At 71.8% G+C, this 20285-nt stretch carries 17 protein-coding genes and 2 pseudogenes; 9 read left to right on the top strand and 10 right to left on the bottom strand.

Annotated features, from left to right (window positions below):
* Positions 1-95 precede the first annotated feature (95 nt).
* Positions 96-1457, bottom strand: a complete 1362-nt coding sequence (locus ACWD4P_RS01265) for a DUF4190 domain-containing protein (RefSeq protein WP_449778170.1) — start codon at positions 1455-1457, stop codon at positions 96-98.
* Positions 1458-1828: 371 nt separating this feature from the next.
* Positions 1829-2647 carry a methyltransferase domain-containing protein gene (locus tag ACWD4P_RS01260; protein WP_449778169.1) on the bottom strand — a complete coding sequence of 273 codons (819 nt, stop codon included), beginning with the start codon at positions 2645-2647 and terminating at the stop codon, positions 1829-1831.
* Between the two features lie 165 nt (positions 2648-2812).
* Here ACWD4P_RS01260 and ACWD4P_RS01255 point away from each other — a divergent pair.
* From ACWD4P_RS01255 to ACWD4P_RS01245, 3 genes and pseudogenes are all read left to right on the top strand, one after another.
* Positions 2813-3954: pseudogene (locus tag ACWD4P_RS01255) on the top strand (dihydrofolate reductase family protein).
* Positions 3955-4028: 74 nt separating this feature from the next.
* Positions 4029-4691, top strand: coding sequence for an HAD-IA family hydrolase (locus ACWD4P_RS01250; RefSeq protein ID WP_359830653.1), 663 nt, complete (start codon positions 4029-4031; stop codon positions 4689-4691).
* Between the two features lie 460 nt (positions 4692-5151).
* Positions 5152-6126: pseudogene (locus tag ACWD4P_RS01245) on the top strand (IS5 family transposase).
* Positions 6127-6456: 330 nt separating this feature from the next.
* Here ACWD4P_RS01245 and ACWD4P_RS01240 read toward each other — a convergent pair.
* From ACWD4P_RS01240 to ACWD4P_RS01230, 3 genes are all read right to left on the bottom strand, one after another.
* On the bottom strand, positions 6457-8277 hold the full coding sequence (locus ACWD4P_RS01240; protein ID WP_449778168.1) for a DUF262 domain-containing protein: 1821 nt from the start codon (positions 8275-8277) through the stop codon (positions 6457-6459).
* A 285-nt stretch (positions 8278-8562) separates the two neighbouring features.
* A complete protein-coding gene (gene ychF, locus ACWD4P_RS01235; RefSeq protein WP_359830649.1) occupies positions 8563-9636 on the bottom strand; it encodes a redox-regulated ATPase YchF in 1074 nt (357 codons plus the stop codon).
* Positions 9637-9720: 84 nt separating this feature from the next.
* Positions 9721-10110: a VOC family protein gene (locus tag ACWD4P_RS01230; RefSeq protein ID WP_449778167.1), complete on the bottom strand. Its 390-nt coding sequence runs from the start codon at positions 10108-10110 to the stop codon at positions 9721-9723.
* Positions 10111-10285: 175 nt separating this feature from the next.
* Between ACWD4P_RS01230 and ACWD4P_RS01225 the strand changes: the two genes are divergently transcribed.
* Positions 10286-10924 (top strand): DUF6542 domain-containing protein, encoded by a 639-nt coding sequence (locus ACWD4P_RS01225; protein ID WP_449778166.1) that lies wholly within the window; start codon positions 10286-10288, stop codon positions 10922-10924.
* An 82-nt stretch (positions 10925-11006) separates the two neighbouring features.
* Here the strand turns inward: ACWD4P_RS01225 and ppgK are convergent, their stop codons facing one another.
* Both ppgK and ACWD4P_RS01215 read right to left on the bottom strand, forming a co-directional pair.
* Complete coding sequence (gene ppgK, locus ACWD4P_RS01220; RefSeq protein ID WP_449778165.1) at positions 11007-11753, bottom strand: polyphosphate--glucose phosphotransferase; 747 nt, start codon at positions 11751-11753, stop codon at positions 11007-11009.
* Between the two features lie 151 nt (positions 11754-11904).
* The gene (locus tag ACWD4P_RS01215; protein ID WP_359824124.1) at positions 11905-12879 is read right to left on the bottom strand and encodes a 4-hydroxy-3-methylbut-2-enyl diphosphate reductase; all 975 of its coding nucleotides are present in this window, start codon (positions 12877-12879) and stop codon (positions 11905-11907) included.
* Positions 12880-12989: 110 nt separating this feature from the next.
* Here ACWD4P_RS01215 and ACWD4P_RS01210 point away from each other — a divergent pair, with 110 nt between their 5' ends.
* The 4 genes from ACWD4P_RS01210 to ACWD4P_RS01195 all read left to right on the top strand — a co-directional run bounded on the left by ACWD4P_RS01210 (position 12990) and on the right by ACWD4P_RS01195 (position 16712).
* On the top strand, positions 12990-14366 hold the full coding sequence (locus ACWD4P_RS01210) for an APC family permease (RefSeq protein WP_359824127.1): 1377 nt from the start codon (positions 12990-12992) through the stop codon (positions 14364-14366).
* A gap of 60 nt (positions 14367-14426) precedes the next feature.
* Positions 14427-15701 carry an exodeoxyribonuclease VII large subunit gene (xseA, locus tag ACWD4P_RS01205; protein ID WP_359824129.1) on the top strand — a complete coding sequence of 425 codons (1275 nt, stop codon included), beginning with the start codon at positions 14427-14429 and terminating at the stop codon, positions 15699-15701.
* A gap of 36 nt (positions 15702-15737) precedes the next feature.
* Positions 15738-16001: an exodeoxyribonuclease VII small subunit gene (locus tag ACWD4P_RS01200; RefSeq protein WP_359824131.1), complete on the top strand. Its 264-nt coding sequence runs from the start codon at positions 15738-15740 to the stop codon at positions 15999-16001.
* A 111-nt stretch (positions 16002-16112) separates the two neighbouring features.
* Positions 16113-16712 carry a malonic semialdehyde reductase gene (locus tag ACWD4P_RS01195; RefSeq protein ID WP_359824133.1) on the top strand — a complete coding sequence of 200 codons (600 nt, stop codon included), beginning with the start codon at positions 16113-16115 and terminating at the stop codon, positions 16710-16712.
* Positions 16713-16812: 100 nt separating this feature from the next.
* Here ACWD4P_RS01195 and ACWD4P_RS01190 read toward each other — a convergent pair whose 3' ends face one another.
* On the bottom strand, positions 16813-17349 hold the full coding sequence (locus ACWD4P_RS01190) for a DUF4245 domain-containing protein (protein ID WP_449778164.1): 537 nt from the start codon (positions 17347-17349) through the stop codon (positions 16813-16815).
* Between the two features lie 215 nt (positions 17350-17564).
* Between ACWD4P_RS01190 and glpX the strand changes: the two genes are divergently transcribed.
* Positions 17565-18605, top strand: a complete 1041-nt coding sequence (glpX, locus tag ACWD4P_RS01185) for a class II fructose-bisphosphatase (protein WP_359824138.1) — start codon at positions 17565-17567, stop codon at positions 18603-18605.
* Positions 18606-18692: 87 nt separating this feature from the next.
* On the opposite strand, the gene ACWD4P_RS01180 is transcribed toward glpX, so the two are convergent.
* Together ACWD4P_RS01180 and ACWD4P_RS01175 are read right to left on the bottom strand one after the other, a co-directional pair.
* Positions 18693-19121, bottom strand: a complete 429-nt coding sequence (locus ACWD4P_RS01180) for a WhiB family transcriptional regulator (RefSeq protein ID WP_359824140.1) — start codon at positions 19119-19121, stop codon at positions 18693-18695.
* Between the two features lie 263 nt (positions 19122-19384).
* Entirely contained in the window at positions 19385-20149 is a 765-nt protein-coding gene (locus ACWD4P_RS01175) for a DUF1707 SHOCT-like domain-containing protein (protein ID WP_359824143.1), read from the bottom strand.
* Between the last annotated feature and the right edge of the window lie 136 nt (positions 20150-20285).

Here is a 20285-nt window from a genome sequence, read left to right as displayed (position 1 = left end):
GGGGGTCGGGCCGGGGACGTGTCCACGACCGTAGGGCCGCCGGGTAACCGCCGGGTTTTGGCCCGGTCAACGGCCGGTAACCGGGTGCGCGGCGCTCAGACCCGTAGGTCGGGCACCTGCTCACCGGTGGACAGCCCCAACCCGCGGCGCACCTCCAGCGCCGTCGGCGCCGACTTGGCCACCAGCGCCCTGGCCCGGCGGACGTCGCCCGCCACGTCGCCGCCGGAGGCCGCGGCGTCCCAGGCGGCGGCCGCCTGCGAGGTGGCCTCGGCCAGCTTGACGATCTTCGGCTGGACGTCGGCCGGCCAGGGCACCGACGGTCCGCCCAGCGCGGCCGCCTGGGCGCGGGAGGCCGCGGCCATCCGACGGGCCCACGCCCGGTACTCGGCCTCGGATTCGGAGACCGCGCCCGCCGGCGGGTCCAGGTAGACGTCGTTGAAGCTCCGCACGGCCTCCAGGTAGGCCAGCTGGGGCGCGGTCAGGCTGCTCCGGTCGGTCCGGACCGTCCCGCGGTGCTGCTCCTCGCGGTCCTCGTAGGCGCAGGTGACGTACCGCGCGCCGGACTCCCAGTTCCTCGCGGTCGGGTAGAGGTAGACGTCGTCCATGCCGTCCGGGAGGACCCACTGGTCGAGCGCGTAGCCGTCCAGCACCTGGCGGCACAGCCGGCCCGCCGAATCGCGGACCTCGCTCTCGCCCGGGTAGCCGCCGTCGCGGCCCGGCAGGTCGGCGGTGCCCGCCACCTCGCCGTTGTGGGGCTCGGCGCAGGCCACCCGGTGCACCCAGTACACCGTCTCGTCGCCGTTCCCGTCGGACGTCGAACCGCCCCCGGGGGAGTCGTAGCAGTCGCCGGCCTTGAGGTCGGACCAGTGCACCGAGCCGGCCGGCGCCTTCGGGGCCCCGCCGAAGCGGCCGGCCCGCGCCGAACCGAAGTCGGCCGCGCCGAGCGCGAGGACCAGCAGCACCGTGCCGACCGTGCCGAGCACCAGACCGGTCACCGCCATGCCGGAGCCGCGCTCCTTGCGGCGGTTGATCTGGACCAGCGCGAGGATGCCGAACACCAGGGCCACCGGGGCCACCAGGAGCAGACCGGTGACCAGCGAGCCGACGGCGAAGCCGTTGGTCGGGGCGGGGCCGGGCACGAACCCGGGGAAGGGGGCGGCGGCCGGGCCCTGACCGGGGGGCTGGGCGTACGGGTGACCGGGCGGGAAGCCGGACCGGGCGGCGGGGGTGACGGAGGCCCAGCCCCCGGCGGGCAGCGGGTACGGCGGCTGGGGCGGGGCGGCCGACGGCGGGACGGCCCGGGGTGCCGGGGCCGGGGCGGCGGACGGACCGGCGGAGAGATCGGGGGCGGCCCAGGGGTCGGCGGGGGCCGCGGGGGCGGGCGGGCTCGCGGATCCGGCGGGGCTCGCGGGCACGGGCGGGCTCGCGGGCTCGGCGGTGTCCTTGCGGAAGTCCACCCGGGGATCCTGACCGGCCGTCGGCGCCGGGGCCGCGGGCGCTGCCGCCGCGGTCACGCCCCGCTCCCCGTCCGCTCCCGGGCCCCCGTCCGTGCCCGGATCCTCGGCCACGCCCGGGTCCGCACCCTCGCCCGCGGCCGCGGGCGACTCCGGCCCCGGGACGGACGGCTCGGACTCGGACTTGGACACGGGACTCCCCCAACCCACCGGAACGGGCATCGGCTCGGCGCTCGGCACCATGGCTCGGACCCGAACGGGCCCGATCTGAACGGTCGCGCGACTTTACCCGATCTTTCCGAACACCTGCCCGGCCTCCCCGGCCCGTCCCCGGCCTCCGGGCCCCGGACTCGGTCGCGGGCTCAGCCCCGGGCTCAGCCCCGGGCCAGGACCTCGCCGTGCAACATCGAGAACCAGCCGTCCCCGGCGGCGCTCCACTCCCGCCAGCCGTCCGCGACCCGGTCCAGCTCGTCGCGCTCCGCGAAGCCCCGCTCGACCGCCGTCCGGCCCAGCGCGGTGCCCGTCACCCGGTCCGCCCACATCCCGCCCCACCAGGCGCGCTGCTCGGGCGTCGCGAACGTCCAGGTGGAGGCGCTCGCGGTGACCTCGGCGAAGCCCGCCGCGCGGGCCCAGGACAGCAGCCGCCGGCCGGCGTCCGGTTCCCCGCCGTTGGCGCGGGCGGTCCGCCGGTACAGCTCCAGCCAGCGGTCCAGCGCGGGCACCTCGGGGAACCAGGTCATCGAGGCGTAGTCGACGTCGCGGACCGCGACCACCCCGCCCGGCGCCGTCACCCGCCGCAGCTCGCGCAGCGCGGCCACCGGATCGGCCACGTGCTGGAGCACCTGGTGGGCGTGGACCACGTCGAACTCGCCGTCCCGGTAGGGCAGTCGGTGCACATCGGCGCGCTCGAGGACGACGTTGGACAGGCCTCGCCCGGCGACGTGCCCGGCGGCCTGCTCCAGCACCTCGGCGGAGGTGTCCACCGCGACCACCCGCCCCTGCGGGCCGACCAGCCCGGCCAGGTCGGCGGTGATCGTGCCGGGGCCGCAGCCGACGTCCAACAGGGCCTGTCCGGGCCGCAGTTCGGGCAGCAGGTAGCCGGCAGAGTCGGCGGCGGTGCGGGAGCGGTGCGAGCGCAGTACGGCCTCCTGGTGGCCGTGGGTGTAGACGGCGGCGGGCTGCGGTCCGGTCATGGGGTCCCCCCTGGGCGCGGTCGGCCGCGGTGCTCCGCGGCGCCTCCGACGCTACTCCCCGTCCCGCATGACGAGAAGATCTGTCTCAGGATGCGATCCGGGTGGAGCCCGGCCGGACCCGGCCGCCGTACCGTGGAGACGCCCCCGACAGAACGGTCTCCGCCCATGCCCGGCCCGCGCCCCCACGTCCTGCTGAGCGCCGCCGTCTCGCTCGACGGCCACCTCGACGACGCCTCCCCCGAGCGGCTGCTGCTCTCCAACGCCGCCGACTTCGACCGGGTCGACGAGGAGCGCGCCGCCGCCGACGCGATCCTGGTCGGCGGCAACACCCTGCGCACCGACAACCCGCGGCTGCTGGTCAACGACCCCGGGCGCCGGGCCGCCCGGCTGGCGGCCGGCAAGCCCGAGCACCCGCTGAAGGTGACGCTCAGCGCGAGCGGCGATCTCGACGCCGGCCTGCGGTTCTGGCACACCGGCGGCGCCCGGCTCGCCTACACCACGGACGCCGGGGCGGCGGTGCTGCGCCCCCGGCTGGACGGGCGGGCCGACGTGGTCGCGCTGGGCGGGACGGTGGACCTCGGCGCGGTGCTGGACGACCTCGGCGCCCGCGGGGTGCGCCGGCTGATGGTCGAGGGCGGCGGCGCCGTGCACACCCAGTTCCTGGCCCTGGGCCTGGCGGACGAGCTCCAACTCGCCGTCGCCCCCCTGCTGGTGGGCCAGGCCGAGGCACCCCGCTTCGTCCGCCCGGCCGCGTTCCCGGGCGGCCCGACCCGGCGGATGCGACTGCTGGAGGCACGTACCGTGGGCGACGTCGTCCTGCTCAGGTACGCCCCGAAGGAGCCCGCGCCGTGACCCAGTCCGCGTCCACCGACCTCGACCACCTGCGCCGGGCCGTCGAACTCTCCCGCCGCTGCCCGCCGTCCGAAACGGCCTTCTCGGTCGGCGCGGTGGTCGTCGGCGCCGACGGCACGGTGCTGGCCGAGGGCTACAGCCGGGAGGCGGACCCGCACGACCACGCCGAGGAGGCCGCACTGGCCAAGCTCCCGGCGGACGACCCGCGGCTGCGCGGGGCCACCGTCTACAGCTCGCTGGAGCCCTGCGGGCAGCGCGCCTCGCGGCCGGTGCCGTGCGCCCGGCTGCTCGTCGCGGCGGGCGTGCCGCGGGTGGTGGTGGCCTGGCGCGAGCCGGACCTGTTCGTCACCGACTGCCAGGGCACCGCGCTGCTGGCGGCGGCCGGGGTCGAGGTGGTGGAGCTGGCCGAGCTGGCCGAGGAGGCCCGCGCGGTCAACGCCCACCTGCTCGATTGATCTTTTGTATCATCTAGAAACAAAGAGCTCGCATTCTCCGGCTCTCCCGCCGGCACACCCCGAGGAGCCGCCCCATGCCCGCCACCCCCGTCCGGCTGACCGCCCGCGCCGTCCTCCTGGACATGGACGGCACCCTGGTCGACTCCGACGCCGTGATCGAGCGCTGCTGGAACCGCTGGGCCGAGCGGCACGGCCTGGACCCGGCCGAGGTGCTCTCCGTCGCGCACGGCCGCCAGGGCCATTCGACCATGGCCGCGCTGCTGCCCGAACGCCCGGTCGAGCTCAACCTGGCCGACAACGAGCGGATGCTCGCCGAGGAGCGCGCCGACACCGAGGGCGTCGTCCCGGTGCCCGGCGCCGCCGCCTTCCTCGCCTCGCTGGCCGGCCTCCCGCACGCCCTGGTCACCTCCGCCGACCAGCCGCTCGCCCGGGTCCGGATGGCCGCCGCGGACCTCCCGCTGCCGCCCGTCCTGGTCACCGCCGAGTCCGTCGGCGCCAGCAAGCCCGACCCCGAGGGCTTCCTCAAGGGCGCCGCCGCCCTCGGCTTCGCCCCCGCCGACTGCCTCGCCTTCGAGGACTCCGGCGCCGGCATCGCCGCCGCCAAGGCCGCCGGCGTCCGCGTCGTCGGCATCGGCCCGCGCGCCCTGTCCCACCACCCGGACGCCCACGCCGACACCCTCACCCCCGTCACCGTCACCGCCACCCCCGACGGCCTCCTCACCGTCACCATCGGCTGACCCCGGAAACACCGGACCGCCCGGGCCCGCGACGACCACGGGGCCCGGACGGTCCGGCGACACCTCTCCGATCAGGCGTGAAACGACCGTTCAGCACAGGGATCTGACCTGAGAAAAAAACAGATTCAAGTGGGCCAAGTCAGCACGAGCCGTGGTCCTCCATCACACGCAAGCGTCGTCATCACCCGGGGCCACATGTCGATCCGATGGAGCGCAGATCTCGCCGAGCCGAAGCCCTCGATGTGCCAGGGCCACATTTAAGGCCTCGAGTCTGGCAGCTCAGCACCTCGACAGAACGCGACCACTCTTCTTCTGGCACCTCCACGCCCCGTCTTTGAGATGCTTGGCGACCTAGGAGCTGTTCAAGGTTCAGATCTTGGCCTGGCCTGATGGCGGGCCGGCGTGTTTGGTAGAACTCGGGGTCGTTGCGCGTTTTGACGTGACGGATGCCGAGTAGGCCTTGATCGAACCGCATGTGCCGGTGGCGGCTACCGGGCCGTTGCCGCGGCGGGTTCGGGAGCAGTTCAACGGGGTGTTGTGGCGGTTTCGCACCGGTAGCGACTGGCGGGACGTCCCCGAGCGCTACGGGTCCTGGACGACCGCCTACTCCCGGTTCCGCGGCTGGGTGGCCTCCGGGTTCTTCGAGAGCCTGATGGAGGCGTTGATCGCGGAGACCGCCGCGAGCGGGAAGGTCGGGCTGGCGCTGGTCAGCGTGGACTCCACGATCGTGAGAGCCCACTACGAGTCGTCCGGACTGGCGGTCACCGGGGAGACCCTCGATGCGCTCGAACAGGCCCTGACCGAGGAAAAGGGGGTTCCGCTGCCGCAACAGCGGGCCGTGCCGCGGGTGATGCGGAGCCGGCGCCGGACACCGTCGCCGACTCCGCGCAGGTTCGTGCCCAGGCACGCCGTCGGCGCAGGGCCCGGGCCACGAAAGCCGGACTCGGCCGGTCCCGAGGCGGCCTGAGCAGCAAGATCCATACGGCGGTCGACTCTGCCGACCTGCCGCTGGCGTTCGTCCTGACCTCGAGCCAGGCCGCCGACTGCCGCCACTTCCGTCCCGTACTCGAGAAGATCCGGGTGCGCGGCCCGGGTCGGCCGGCCACGCACCCGGCCGGCCGCAGTGTCCGCCTACAAGGCCTACTCCTCAAAGGCCAACCGCGCCTACCTGCGCAGACGCGGAATCACCGCAGTGATCCCGGAGAAGGCGGACCAGGCGGCGAACCGAAAGCGGAAGGGTTCCACCGGTGGCCGACCCGTCACCTTCGATCCCGACCGATACAAGCGACGCAACACCGTCGAGCGGTGCTTCCAGGGAACCAAGACCTGGCGTGGCCTGACGACCCGACACGGCAAGGGCCCGGAAAACTATGCGGCAGGCCTGCACCTCCGCGGATCGATCATGTGGCTGAAGTCAGGGACTTCAGCCACATGATCCGAACCTTGAACAGCTCCTAGCACGCACCACTCGGCCTCGAGGATGCGCCACCCGAGTCCACCCAACTCGATCGCTCCGCGAGTCAGCAGAGACACGCTACAGGTACATCAGCTCAACGAAACTACCAGCACCTGCGCGAACCCACTGGGGTTCCGTGGGTTGCCCTCCAACACCCGATGCCCTTCAGGGGCGGCCTGGACGTCGCCAAAGCGCGCACTACCCCGAAGCAGCTGAAGAGTCAGCACCGGGTCGACACGGGATCGAAGTTGGGTCGGACCCCGCAGAGCCAGGCCCGATCCAACTACCCGAGCACCTCTATCTCTGTGCTCACAGGTTCCACACTCGGTCCAACGCCTCGTCCGCCAGGAACTTCGACCTTGCCTCGATCTGGGAATCAGACGGAGCGTCTACCGCGCCCACCTCCCACTCTGCGAGTTCGGAATCAAAATACGCCCTCCCCTTCTTAAACGCCTCAGCCTTAACCGAAAAAGGAGCGTCCCCAAGGGAGCTATTGAGACGACCAGTGAGGAGCGTCAGATTTCCTATCGAGTAGACTGGATTGCTATATTCTGGAGAGGCCATCGATTGCGGCTTGATGTGCTCGATCGACCATGTCGCGAGGTTCTGACCAGCAGGCAGCAAGCCTTCCCGCTTCGCGAACGACATCAGGACGTAAGCGATGAATATCTTGCGCGATCGGGGCTTCTGCGCCTGATTTAGCTGAAGCGTGGGCGCATAGAACAAGGAGCAGAACGCCTGATGGGCCCTCGCGCGGGCGGGCAGACTTGAGCGAAGCTTTACCTTCAAGTCCTCAATTGCCGCCGCAACATCCTTGGCCGAGCTGGCACCTTCCAGGCGGACAGCAAAGCGATTGTACCGGCTTCGCGTACCACCCGTCGAACCGCTATTCGTCAGTGCGGTATATTGAAAATGGAAGGATTCAACAAGCCTCAAAACTTCAATAACCTGAGCCTGCTTGATCAATCTCGTTTCTCGATACTTGCGAGCTACCGCAAGGATGGTCGAGTTGGCTACAGAGACATTGAAGATTGCAAGCGCGCGAACACTGTCAACGAATTCCGGAACCGCAAAGGCATTACGCGCTCCAGCAGCTTTCTGCTGGACCTGCACGTGCTCCACCTCTAGCCACTCATATGTCTCCGCATCCCCCTCGAGCTCCGCCAGGTAGGAGAGGTGCGCAGCCGGGCTACCACCCACCAAACGGCTAATCTCCTTGAAAAGTTCCGGCTCCTTCACTGCCTCTCGCCGAGAATTCCAGGATTGCCAGATGAACCTGTCAACAAGGTCCGTGCTTGTGCGATCAAGCTGGACACGGTCAACGAGCCGATCCCATCGGTCCGCGATAGCTTTCCGATCACTGGCGTCCGTGGCGCCACCGCGGATCAACAGGTTCTTGACGAGGTCGGCCAGCCGCAGGTCCGCCCCACGCGTATTCAGCGTCTCGAAGACCAGAAAGCCGTCTTCCTCGGATGCCAACTCAACCTGGATGACGCGAGCTTTCAAGGCATTTGACCGAATTGACTTAAGGCGCTCAACCTGCTCCCCTGGCGCCAAATCCTTAATGGCTGCAAGAATCTTCTCCTCAAAGAATCCTCGAGCCTCCCCGATCCGCTTAGAACTCACATTCCACTTAACTCCAGATGGAATGGCATTCGGATTTTGGATCACCTCATAGAACATCTCTTCAGACCTTCGCAAGATGGGGTAAGTCTTCCCATCGTCATCTTTGGCCATCAGATATTTCTGAGTAGTGGCTGCCTGGGTAACGGCTACCGCCTCGTCAAATCCATCGACATCACCATACTTATCCGCTACGCTGCTGAACGCGTCCCGAACGACGGACAAAAGGATCGCACTCGTGGTCAGCCTCTGCTGGCCATCGATTATCGAATAGGTATCGTTGAAGAGGTCTCTTTTTTTGCTGACCCATGTGACTGTGGATCCGAAGAAGAAGTCCCCCTTCGCCAAGATGACGTCATCCCAAAAATCCAAAAGCTGTTCCTGGGACCAGCTATAAGGGCGCTGAAAATTGGGAACTTCATACAGGCACTGCTGGAAGCACGTCTGTATAGTCTTCGTCTGACTCTCGATCGGAATCAGCTCATTGTTCGAGATGGCCTCAGACATCCCCAACCCCCACGCCTCGTTACGAATTACGTCGAATCGAACAGTAGCGCAAGCTCAAGGGGCCGCGCCCTGGTTACGTCACAAAGAGTGTGGAGCAAGGTCTCCCCATCTCCGAGGGCAGCGCCCTTCCAGGTCTGCCCAGACCTCAACAAGCTCGCACCGCTCCGAGGTGAGACGTCGAGACCGAGTCAGCACGGGAATGCGGAAGGGGTCAGACTCGACAGAGCCTGACCCCTTCCGACCTGCATGTTTGACAACATTAGTCAACATACAGTAAAGAACCGACTAGACGTTGAAGCGGAACTCCACGACGTCGCCGTCCTGCATGACGTATTCCTTGCCCTCGATGCGGGCCTTGCCCTTGGCGCGGGCGTCGGCGATGGAGCCGGTCTCGACCAGGTCGGCGAAGGAGATCACCTCGGCCTTGATGAAGCCCTTCTGGAAGTCGGTGTGGATGACTCCGGCGGCCTCGGGGGCGGTGGCGCCCTTCTTGATGGTCCAGGCGCGGGTTTCCTTGGGGCCGGCCGTCAGGTAGGTCTGGAGGCCGAGGGTGGCGAAGCCGACCCGGGCGAGGGTGGCCAGGCCGGGCTCCTCCTGGCCCATGGACTGGAGGAGCTCCAGGGCCTCGGCGTCGTCCAGCTCGATCAGCTCGGACTCGATCTTGGCGTTCAGGAAGATCGCCTCGGCCGGGGCGACCAGCTCGCGCTGGGCGTTCTTGAAGTCCTCGTCGGCCAGCTCGTCCTCGTCCACGTTGAAGACGTAGAGGAAGGGCTTGGCGGTCAGCAGGTGCAGCTCGCGGATCGGGGCGGTGTCGAAGCCGGCCTCGAAGAGGGTCTTGCCGGTCTCCAGGATCGCCTGGGCCGCCTCGGCGGCGGCCAGCACGGGGGCGGTGTCCTTCTTGAGGCGCGCCTCCTTCTGGAGCCGCGGCAGGACCTTCTCGATGGTCTGGAGGTCGGCCAGGATCAGCTCGGTGTGGATGGTCTCGATGTCGTCCTTGGGCGACACCTTGCCGTCCACGTGCACCACGTCCGGGTCCGTGAAGGCGCGCACGACCTGGCAGATCGCGTCCGACTCGCGGATGTTGGCGAGGAACTTGTTGCCCAGGCCCTCGCCCTCGCTGGCGCCGCGCACGATGCCGGCGATGTCGACGAAGTCGACGGTGGCCGGGAGGATGCGCTGGGAGCCGAAGATCTCGGCGAGCTTGGCCAGCCGCTCGTCCGGGACACCGACCACGCCGACGTTCGGCTCGATGGTGGCAAACGGGTAGTTGGCCGCCAGCACGTCGTTCTTGGTCAGGGCGTTGAACAGGGTCGACTTGCCGACGTTCGGCAGGCCGACGATTCCGATCGTGAGCGACATGAAGCGCAGTCCCGTGGGCTTGGAGGAGTTGGGTCGGCACCGTACGGGCCGACCCCCAAGTCTACGGGCAGCCCCCGCTCCGCCTCACTCCTCGGTCGCCGCCGTCCGGGGCTCCAGGAACTCCAGCCGGTTGCCCAGCTTGTCGTCGGCGTAGAAGCGCCGGTGGCCGGGCAGGTTGTCGTCCCAGGTCACCGGGTGGCCGTGGGCGGCGAGGCGGTCGGCGAGCGCGTCCAGGGAGCGGACCAGGATGCCCGGGTGCCCCTTGCGGGTCGGGCGGAAGTCCGGGGCCACGCCCAGGTGCACCTCGACCCCGCCGCCGCGGAACCAGCAGCCGCCGCGGGCGGCCAGCACCGGCGGCTTCGCCAGCTCGGTCATGCCGAGCACGCCGGACCAGAACGCGCGGCACTCGTCCTCGGCGCCGGCCGGGATGTCGAGCTGGACGTGGTCGAGCCGCTCGAAGGTGAAATCGGTCATGTTCTTCCCCCGTGACGGGCCCCGCGGACGGGCCCGGTGATCGCCGAGTGTCGGCTCGGCCCGCAGGTCAGCCGACCTGAGTGACGATCACATCACTACTCCGTCCGGAGACACGGGGCAAGACCTGAACGGTCCATTACACAGTGTGGCGATGATCGGACCGTACGTTGGGCGGGTGGAGCAGAGCATCCGTACCCAGCCGCCAGGGCCCAGACGCCGTCCGCCGACCGGCGCGGCCGCAGCCTCCGTCCCCGGCCCAGGCCGGGCTCCCGAGACCGCCGGGGCCCCCGCCGCACCCGCCCCCGCCTCCCGGCTGCGCCCGGTGGCCGGGCCGTCCGCCGCCGCCCGCCCGGCCGGCCCCCGGCTGCGCCTGCGCCTGCCGCTGCGCGGGCGCGGGCGTGACGACGAGCAGCCGTACGGGCGGCGGCGCACCGGTCGGCCGACCCGGCTGACGGCCGTCGGCACCGGGGTGGTCGCCGTCCTGGCGACGCTCGCGGTGGCGGGCGTGGACCGGCTGCTCTTCGACGGCCTGGGCTGGCTGTTCGGCCTCGGCTACCTGGCGGTCTGCTTCCAGCTGGCCGTCCGGGTGCGCTACGCCGACCTGCTCGCCGCGCCGATCAGCGGGCCGATCGCCTTCGCCCTGGCGATGCTGCTGCTCGAACCGGTGAGCTCCCCGGGCGTCACCGCCCAGGTGGTCTCGCTGGCGACCGGGCTGGCGCTGCGGGCCGGCTGGCTGTTCTCCGGCACCGGACTGGCCGCGCTGATCGTGCTCGCCCGCTTCGTCGCCCAGCGCCGGATCCACCGCTCCCGCTGAGGCCCCCGCCGGGGCCGGAGGCAAGGGCCGGAGGCAAGGGCCGGAGCCCCGGGACGCGGCCGAGGCCGCGGGCAGCGCCCCGTCAGTCCTCCGCCCGGGCCGCCGCCATGGCGGCCCCGACGATGCCCGCGTCGTTGCGCAGCTCGGCCGGTACCACCCGCGCCTCGCGCTCCTTCAGCAGCGGCAGGAACTTCTCGTGCTTGCGGCTCACCCCGCCGCCGATCACGACCAGCCGGGGCGAGAACAGCCTCTCCACCAGGTCCAGGTACTCGTCGACCCGCCCGGCCCACTGCTCCCAGTTCAGCCCGTGCCGTTCCTTGGCGGCCGAGGAGGCCCGGCGCTCGGCGTCCTTGCCGCGCAGCTCCAGGTGCCCCAGTTCGGTGTTGGGCACCAGCACGCCGTCCACGAACAGGGCGCTCCCGATGCCGGTGCCGAAGGTGAGCACCAGGACCACGCCCGACTCGCCCCGCCCGGCGCCGTGGGTCAGCTCGGCCAGCCCGGCCGCGTCCGCGTCGTTCAGGACGGTCGCGGGCATCCCCAGCGCCTGGCTGAAGAGGCCCGCCGCGTCCAGGCCGATCCAGCCCTTGTCCACGTTGGCCGCCGTCCTGGTGCGGCCGTCGACCACCACGCCGGGGAAGGTCAGCCCGACCGGGCCCTGGTGGTCGAAGTGGCGGACCACCTCGCAGACGGCGGCGACCACGGCCTCGGGGGCGGAGGGCTGCGGGGTGAGCACCTTGTGGCGCTCCTCGGCGAGCGCGCCCCGGGCGAGGTCGACGGGCGCGCCCTTGATCCCCGAGCCGCCGATGTCCACGCCGAATACCGCCGTCATCACGTCCACCCTCCGCCGTCGGCCGCCGACCTGGCCGGTCCGCGGCCGGTGAGTCGTCCACAGCCTGTGCACAAAGTTACGAGAGCGGGCCGGGGCCCGCACAGCGGAAGGCCCGGCGCCCCGCGCGGGACACCGGGCCTTCCGGGAGGGATCAGAGCTTGCCCGCCGCCTCGGCGCGCAGGTCGCGGCGCAGTTCCTTGGGCAGCGAGAAGGTCAGGTGCTCCTCGGCGGTCTTGACCGTCTCGACCGTGTCGTAACCGCGCCCGGCCAGGAACTCCAGCACGCCGTCGACCAGGATCTCCGGCACCGAGGCGCCGCTGGTCAGGCCGACCGTGGTGACGCCCTCCAGCCACTCCTCGCGGATCTCCTCGGCGAAGTCCACCAGGTGGGCGGCCTTGGCGCCGTACTCCAGGCCGACCTCGACCAGGCGGACGGAGTTGGAGGAGTTCTTGGAGCCGACCACGATCAGCAGGTCGGTCTCCGGTGCCAGCTGCTTCACGGCGACCTGGCGGTTCTGGGTGGCGTAGCAGATGTCGTCGCTGGGCGGGCTGACCAGCTCCGGGAAGCGCTTCTTCAGCTCGCCGACGGTGGACATGGTCTCGTCCACGGACAGGGTGGTCTGGGACAGCCAGACGACCTTGGACTCGTCCCGGACCCGCACGTTGGCGACGTCCTCGGCACCGTCCACCAGGTGGATCCGGTCCGGGGCCTCGCCCATGGTGCCGATGACCTCCTCGTGGCCCTCGTGGCCCACCAGCAGGATGTCGAAGCCCTCGTCGGCGAAGCGCACGGCCTCCTTGTGGACCTTGGTGACCAGCGGGCAGGTCGCGTCGATGGTGGCCAGCCGGCCGGCCCGCGCCTCGTCGTGGACGGACGGGGCGACGCCGTGCGCGGAGAAGACGACGATCGAGCCCTCGGGCACCTCCTCCGTCTCGTCGACGAAGATCGCGCCCTTCTTCTCCAGGGTCTGCACCACGTACTTGTTGTGGACGATCTGCTTGCGGACGTAGATGGGCGCCCCGTACTGCTCCAGGGCCTTCTCCACGGCGATCACGGCGCGGTCGACTCCCGCGCAGTAGCCCCGGGGGGCGGCGAGCAGGACACGGCGCTGCGCGGTCTTGGACATGGCTCCATCGTACGGGCGGCCGCCGGTGGTGCCGCCCCGGGCGGGAAGCCGCGCCGATGGCGGGCGCTTTCCATGCAGACCCGGTCAACAGCGGTCAAAATATGGTGTCTATGAGCTCTGTGAGCGAGCAGGCGACGCCGAGCGGCCTGCGCCGCAGCCTGGGCGTCCGCGATCTGATGGTCTACGGACTGCTGTTCATCGCCCCGATGGCCCCGGTCGGCGTGTTCGGCGTACTGGACGCCAAGAGCCACGGCGCCGTCGCCACCGTGTACCTGGCCGCGACGGTGGCGATGGGCTTCACCGCCTTCTCGTACGCCCAGATGGTGCGCGCGGTGCCGCAGACCGGCTCGGTGTTCGCCTACGCCCGCGCCGGGCTCGGCGAGGGCCCCGGCTTCGTCGCCGGGTGGATGGCGATGCTCGACTACCTGCTGATCCCCGCGGTGGCCTACCTGTTCTCCGGGATCGCGCTGAACTCCCTGGTGCCGGACGTCTCGCGCTGGGTCTGGACGGCGCTCGCGGTGGTGGTGACCACCGCGCTCAACCTGGTCGGGGTGCGGACCGCGGCGGCGGTCGGCTTCGCGGTGCTCGCGATGGAGATCGCGGTGCTGGTGGTGTTCATGGCCGCGGCCGTGGTGGCGCTGGTCCAGGACGGCGCCCGGCGGGGCTGGGACACCCCGTTCACCGCCGTGGGGGGCTTCTCGCTGTCCGCGGTGATCTCGGCGGTGTCCGTCGCGGTCCTCTCCTACCTGGGCTTCGACGCGATCGCCACCTTCGTGGAGGAGGCGGTCGGCGCCTCGGCGGCGGTGGCCCGGGCGGTGCTCTGGTGCCTGGCGCTGGCCGGGGTGCTGTTCGTCGCCCAGACCTACCTGGCGGCGCTGCTGGAGCCGACCGGCCCCGAGCAGCTGGCCGCCGACCCGGCGGCGCAGGGCTCGGCCTTCTACGACACCGTGGAGAGCGGGGTCGGGCACTGGCTGCACGTGCTGGTGGCGGCCAGCAAGGCGATCGGCGCGGCGTTCGCGGCCCTGGCCGGGCAGGCCGCGGCCGGACGGCTGGTCTTCGCGATGGGCCGGGACGGCCGGCTGCCGCGCGTGCTCGGTTCGGTCGACCCGGCCAGCGCGGTGCCGCGCCGGGCGCTGCTGGCGGCCGCAGTGATCACCATGGCGGCGGCGGTGTGGGCGGCCTCCCGGGACGACGGGCTGGACCAGCTCACCTCGGTGGTGAACGTGGGCGCGCTGACCGCCTTCGCGCTGCTGCACGCCTCGGTGGTCGGCTGGTACGCCGTGCGGCACGGCTCGCGGCGGTGGATCCCGCACGTGGTCGTGCCGGTGCTGGGCATCGCGGTGATCGCGGCGGTGGTGTACGAGGCCTCGACCACCGCGCAGGTCGTCGGGCTGGTCTGGCTGGCGGTCGGCCTGGTGGTGCTCGCCGTCCAGGGCGCGGCCGGCCGGGGCGGCCCCGGCCGGGTGGGCGGGCGGCGGCAGCCGTGACCGGACCGGACGGCGCCCACGGCCCCGGCCGTGTCCGCCGGCGCCGCTAGCCTCGTGGGCATGGCCAACACCAGCTCCCCCGAAACGCCGCTCCCGGTCGGCAAGGTCTCCGCGCTGATCGGCGGCTGGATCGACCGGCTCGGCACCGTCTGGGTGGAGGGGCAGATCACCCAGCTCAGCCGGCGCCCCGGCGCGGGCGTGGTGTTCCTGACCCTGCGCGACCCGCAGGCCGACGTGTCGCTCACGGTGACCTGCTTCCGCTCGGTCTTCGACGCGGTCGCGGACGTGGTGCAGGAGGGCGCGCGGGTCGTCGTGCACGCCAAGCCGGAGTGGTACGCGGCGCGCGGCCAGCTGTCGCTGCGCGCCTCGGAGATCCGCCCGGTGGGCCTCGGCGAGCTGCTGGCCCGGCTGGAGCAGCTGAAGCGGCGACTCGCCGGCGAGGGCCTGTTCGCGGCCGAGCGCAAGAGGCCGCTGCCGTTCCTGCCGCAGTGCGTCGGGCTGGTCACGGGGCGCGGCTCGGCGGCCGAGCGGGACGTCCTGGAGAACGCCCGGCGGCGCTGGCCGGCCGTCCGCTTCGAGGTGCGCAACGTCCCGGTGCAGGGGGTCAGCGCGGTGGAGCGGGTGAGCGCGGCGGTGCGGGAGCTGGACGAGCACCCCGAGGTGGACGTGATCGTCGTGGCCCGCGGCGGCGGCAGCGTGGAGGACCTGCTGCCGTTCTCGGACGAGGGGCTGGTGCGGCTGGTCGCGGCCGCCCGGACGCCGGTGGTGAGCGCGATCGGCCACGAGCCGGACCAGCCGCTGCTGGACTTCGTGGCCGACCTGCGGGCCTCCACCCCGACCGATGCGGCCAAACGGGTGGTCCCGGACGTCGGCGAGGAGCTGGCCAAGGTCCGCCAGCTGCGCGACCGCGCCCGCCGGCACGTGCTGTCCCGGGTGGAGCGCGAGCAGCACGGGCTGGACGGGGTGCGCAGCCGCCCCTCGCTGGCCGCCCCGCACCGGATGCTGGACGGGCGCGGGCAGGAGGTGGACGGCCTGCTGGAGCGGGCCCGGCGCACCCTGCGGCACCGGCTCGACCACGCGCAGAGCGATCTCGGGCACACCCTGGCCCGGGTGGTGGCGCTCTCGCCCTCGGCCACCCTGGAGCGCGGCTACGCGGTGCTCCAGCGGACGGACGGCACGGTGGTGACCGACCCGGCGCAGGTCGCGTCCGGCGAGGCCCTGCACGCCCGGGTGGCGGGCGGCGGCTTCGACGTCACCGCGGGCACCGGCTCCACCGCGGGCACCGGCTCCACCGGGGCCCCGGGCGCCGGCGCCACCGCGGGCGGCGGGGAGTAGGCCGCGCTGTCGCCCGCAGCCCCTACGCTGGCACGCATGGCAGAGCAGCAGGAACAGCAGGACACGGCGGCCGCGGCGCCCAACCCGGACGACGCGCTGGGCTACGAGCACGCCCGGGACGCGCTGCTGGAGGTCGTCCGGCAGCTGGAGAACGGCGGGACGTCGCTGGAGGAGTCCCTGGCCCTGTGGGAGCGCGGCGAGCAGCTGGCGAAGGTGTGCCAGCGCTGGCTGGACGGCGCCCGGGCCCGGCTGGACGCGGCGCTGGCCGCCGAGGAGGGCGCGGCGCCGGGCGGCGAGTGAGGCGGGTCACATCCGCTTGGGGAATCGTTGAATATTCACCTATGTTGGTGGAAGTGACCGGCCGCGGCCGGTCACACCGACGAGCCCCCCCTTCCGCAAGAGGTACGAAGCATGACCACCGACGCCCTGGCACTCGACGCCGCCGCCCAGGACCTGCTGTTCCGCGAGGCCCGCACCGCGAACACCTTCACCGACGAGCCCGTCTCCGAGGAGCAGATCCAGGCCATCTACGAGCTGGTCAAGTTCGGTCCGACCGCCTTCAACCAGCAGCCGCTGCGCGTCGTCCTGGTCCGCTCCGCGGAGGGCCGCGAGCGCCTCGTCCAGCACATGGCCGACGGCAACAAGGCCAAGACCGCCACCGCCCCGCTGGTCGCCGTCCTGGCCGTGGACAACGAGTTCCACGAGGAGCTGCCGACCCAGTTCCCGCACTTCCCGCAGGCCAAGGACGCGTTCTTCTCGGAGCGCACCGTCCGCGAGCGCTCCGCCACGCTGAACGGCGCCCTGCAGGCCGCCTACTTCATCATCGGCGTGCGCGCCGCCGGCCTCGCCGCCGGCCCGATGACCGGCTTCGACGGTGCCGCCATCGAGAAGGAGTTCTTCGACGGCGACCACTCGGTGCTGGCCGTGGTCAACATCGGCAAGCCGGGCGACGACGCCTGGTTCCCGCGTGGCCCGCGCCTGGCCTACGACGAGGTCGTCACCACGGTCTGATCCGCCCCGCGCGAAAGGGCCCCGCACCGGTTCGTCCGGTGCGGGGCCCTTCGGCGTGCGCGGGCCCCGGCGCGGGCCGGGGCGGCGGAGCCCGACGGGGCTACTTGAGCGCCTGCGCCAGCTCGGCCAGCTCCTCGTAGGAGGCGGTGCCGGTGAGCAGGGTGGTCCCGGGGCCGGTCTGCACGGCCAGCGCGCGGTCCTTCTCGCCCTGCAGCCGGTCCCAGGTGCGGCCGGCCACCTCGGAGGTGCCGTCCTCCTTGGCGCCCTTGACGTGGTCGGCCAGCAGGGAGTCGCGCGGCACGTCGCTCTGCTCGATCGCCGCGTACTGGCCGGAGGGGGTCACGAAGCCCAGGTGCCAGGCGTTGCCCTTGCCGTTGTTCTGGTCGGCCGGACGGTAGCCGACCGAGGTGGCCCGCCACTTGTCCGGCAGCCCCTCCGGGGCGAGCAGCTGGTACGGCGCGGCGCGCCGGGCGGAGGCCGCCTCCACCTTGTACCCGACCTGGCGCACCGGGTCGCCGCCGCTGCCGTGCGGGATGAACAGGTACCCGATCCCGACGACGAAACCGACCGCCAGCATCGACAGGACCATGTCCCGTACGGTCTGTCGGCCCCTCATGCCCTTGCTGTCTGCTGCCACCCCCACATGGTGACTCATCCATATCCGGGGGCGGCCACCAGGGGTGTTCACGAACGGGTGAACCGGGACGAACCGGCCGTTTCCAGCACAGAGCAGCGACCCGCGCCACAGACAGTCATCTCGTGGGCAGATACGATCGCAATACCCTCACCACGGCGTTCGACCAGGCAGTAGTCGGGCGCTCACTGGCCGTCGCGTACAGAGAGGTAACGACGATGACCGCGCAGTACCCGCACCACCTTCCCAGTGCCCTGGAGGTCGCGCCCGAGGCTCCGGACCGGAACCTCGCGCTCGAGCTCGTCCGGGTCACCGAGGCCGCCGCGATGGCCGCCGGCCGTTGGGTCGGACGTGGCGACAAGAACGGCGCGGACGGCGCAGCCGTGAAGGCGATGCGCACCCTCGTCTCGACCGTGTCGATGAACGGCGTCGTCGTCATCGGCGAGGGCGAGAAGGACGAAGCCCCGATGCTCTACAACGGCGAGCGGGTCGGCGACGGCACCGGCGCCGAGTGCGACGTCGCGGTCGACCCGGTGGACGGCACCACGCTGACCGCCAAGGGCATGAACAACGCGGTGGCCGTGCTGGCCGTCGCCGACCGCGGCACCATGTTCGACCCCAGCGCCGTGTTCTACATGGACAAGCTGGTGGCCGGCCCCGAGGCGGCCGAGTTCGTCGACATCACCGCCCCGGCGGCGGTCAACATCCGCCGGGTCGCCAAGGCCAAGGGCAGCGCCGTCGAGGACGTCACCGTCGTCGTGCTCGACCGCCCCCGCCACGACGGCCTGGTCCGGGAGATCCGCGAGGCGGGCGCCCGGATCAAGTTCATCTCGGACGGCGACGTGGCCGGCGCCATCATGGCCGCCCGCGAGGGCACCGGCGTCGACCTGCTGATGGGCATCGGCGGCACCCCGGAGGGCATCATCGCGGCCTGCGCGATGAAGTGCATGGGCGGCGTGATCCAGGGCCGGCTGTGGCCCAAGGACGACGCCGAGCGGCAGAAGGCCCTGGACGCCGGCCACGACCTGGACCGGGTGCTCACCACCGACGACCTGGTCAGCGGCGAGAACGTGTTCTTCGTCGCCACCGGCATCACCGACGGCGAGCTGCTGCGCGGCGTGCACTACCGCTCCGAGACCGCCACCACCAGCTCGCTGGTGATGCGCTCCAAGAGCGGCACCATCCGCGAGATCAACTCCACCCACAAGCTCTCGAAGCTGCGGGCGTACAGCGCGATCGACTTCGACCGCGCCAACTGAGCCCCACCCGGGCACGCTCGACGGCCCCGGCGGAATCCCCCTCCGCCGGGGCCTCGGCGTACCGTCCGCCCGTTCTCGGGCCCGCCGTCACCCGGCCATCCGGCGCCGCGGGACCGCCGTCACCCGGGCCGCCTCGCGCAGCTCGGCCTCCCGGCGGCGACGCCGGGTCAGCACCACCCGCCGCTCGGCGGCCGTCAGCCCGCCCCAGACCCCGTACGGCTCCGGCTGGGCCAGCGCGTGCTCGCGGCACTCCAGCAGCACCGGGCAGCGGGCGCATACCTGCTTGGCCTGCTCCTCGCGCGACAGCCGGGCCGCCGTCGGCTCCTTGGAGGGCGCGAAGAACAGCCCCACCTCGTCCCGCCGACACGCGGCACCGGTGTGCCAGGGGTTGTCCTCGCCCGCGGGGGACCCCGCCGGGCCGCCCGGGGGCTGCGGCTGCGGCCGGGCGCCGGGGCGGCGTTCCAGGACCTGCGCGGCGACTGGCGAGGTGGTGCGGGACTCGATCGGATGCAGCACGGCCGTACTCCTGACGAGGCTCTCGGACACGGGGGACCCCTCGCTCCCCGTCGGCTGCGAGCCCCCGCTGTCCAACCCCCGGCACGGCCGCTCGGCCGCCTCCGGTGCGCAGCCGTCCAAGAAGCGATGTGCGGAAGGAACTACCCCGGCCGGCCCCGATTCATGCACACTGCACGCAATCGACTACGCAGCGCACTGGCCGCAACGCCGAGTGCCCGACCGGGAGTTGATTCCCGGTCGGGCACTGCGCAGGTCAATGGTGGTCAGTCGGTGCCGAGTTGGCGGCGCACCCATTCCTTCAGCTTCTTGCCCCGGCGCGGCTTGGCCTCGCAACCACCGAACAGGGCAAGGCCCTTGATCCGCACAACCGGAGCGTACGGGTCCGCGGCGGTCTGCTCCCGAACGTCGAAGCCGCCGAAGATGCCGACACCGGAGCCCTGCAGGGTGACGTTCTCCGGCACGCGCACCTCGATCCCGCCGAAGATCGCCGTGACGGTGATCTCCACCTCGGGGGACTCGAACACGGCGTCGGTCAGGTCGATCTCCACCCCGCCGAACGCGGCGAAGGCGCTCAGGTGCGAGCCGACCCGCCAGCGGCCCTTGCGGGACGCGCCGCCGAAGATCGCCACCACCGTCGGCGACTCCTGGCGCGCGGGCGGCTGCGGCCGCGCCGGCCGCGGGGCGTCCAGCGGCTGCTTCTCGAAGGACAGCGGGCGGGCCGGCAGGTCGCGGGTCAGCGGCACGAGGTCGCCGAAGGTCTTCGCGGCGTAGGCGGCCTCGATCCGGTCCGCGTGCTCGTCCGCGTCCAGGCGGCCCTCGGCGTAGGCGTCCCGCAGCAGCTCCGCGACCTTCTCGCGGTCGGCGTCGGAGACGCGCAGCTCCGCCTCCGCGACCGGTGCGTGCGGCCGCGGCGCGGCCTCCGGCCTGGTGTCGGGCCTGAGTTCGGGTTGGGGTTCGGGCTTGGTCAGCGGTACGGGCGCCGGCACCGGCGGCTGCCCCGAGTCGTCGTGCGACGGCGAGTTGTCCACGGGGTCAGCCTAGTGGGTCGCACTCCTGCGCGAGTGAGCCCGGTCACGCAAGGCTGCCCTGTCCGCATGCCGACTTCCGCCTGGTCCTACCCTGGATGGTGCTTCGCCGACGCAGCCGGACCAACTGGACAGCTAA

The organism is Kitasatospora sp. NPDC002543 (assembly GCF_053594915.1).
The sequence above is the reverse complement of the archived record's forward strand: the minus strand, read 5'-3'. Positions and strand labels throughout refer to the sequence as shown.